At 43.4% G+C, this 1,075-nt stretch carries 1 protein-coding gene; it reads right to left on the bottom strand.

The features are described 5' to 3' along the window. Positions 1-911: Tex-like N-terminal domain-containing protein (locus A3762_RS25540; protein ID WP_304439338.1), on the bottom strand; the 911-nt coding region annotated here is incomplete at its 3' end. Between the last annotated feature and the right edge of the window lie 164 nt (positions 912-1,075).

Raw genomic sequence — 1,075 nt, 5'->3', positions numbered from 1 at the left:
CTTTCAGCTGTTTCACGTAGTTGAGAGAGTAGCTCTGTCTCGATGCTCATGCTGAGCTTAACTCGCCAAGCCCAGCGAACGACTTCTCTCAACCAAGCGTCCGATGCGCGGCCTTGGTCTTTGATAGCAAAATGCTCGGCGATCATGATTTCACAAGGTGAAACTGAAATTCGACTCGTCTTGTCCGCATCTTGATGCTCAAGTTTCAAAGATAGGATGCCGTCTTTTCGACCTCTAAATAAAGCAAGCGCTCTATGTGATGGGATCTTTTTGATGGATTCATTGTATTCAAAATAATCGCGAAACTTCTGTGCATCTTGATGCTTTTCATCAGCAACAGAGCTTTCTAATTGCCAGTATTGCCACATTTCATTACGCAGCTTATTTAGTAAATCTGCGTCCTCGCAAAAACGCTCGATCAAAATATATTTAGCGCCATCCAATACAGCTTTTACATTAGTACATCCCAACGTTTCGTTGATGTATTTTTCGGCTTCATGCTCTGGAGATATTTCTGGGGTAGAGAACAGCCTATCTGCTAAGGGTTCTAGGCCCGCTTCAATGGCTATTTGGCCCTTGGTTCGTCGCTTGGGTTTGTAGGGTAAATACAAATCCTCTAGGGTCTGCTTACTTTGAGCGGACTGGATTTTCTTTTCGAGCTCAGGCGTGAGTTTGTCTTGTTCCGAAATGCTATTAAGGATGACTTCTCTTCGTTCATTTAACTCAGTTAAATAAGTTAGTCGTTCATCGAGCTTACGAAGTTGCGTATCATCTAACGCGCCAGTTTGTTCTTTTCGATAGCGGGCAATGAAAGGAATCGTTGCGCCGTCTTTAATGAGGCGAATCGTCGCGTCAACTTGTTCTGTGCGAACAGAGAGTTCGTTCGCAATGGTTTGCGTGATAGATAACATTCGCGTTGTCCGTATTTTATTTTACGAGCGTTTAGATGGGAGCGAAGCCCTGAATTTAAACCCTTGTAAATGAAATAAAGATAGCTTTTTTACTCGGCTTGCAACTCGGTTAAACTACGCGGCTCTATCGTTAATGTGTTTATTGAGGTCAGTTGTGGGGAGTA

It is taken from the genome of Oleiphilus sp. HI0125 (assembly GCF_001635355.1).
This window is presented reverse-complemented; position numbering and strand designations above follow the sequence as displayed.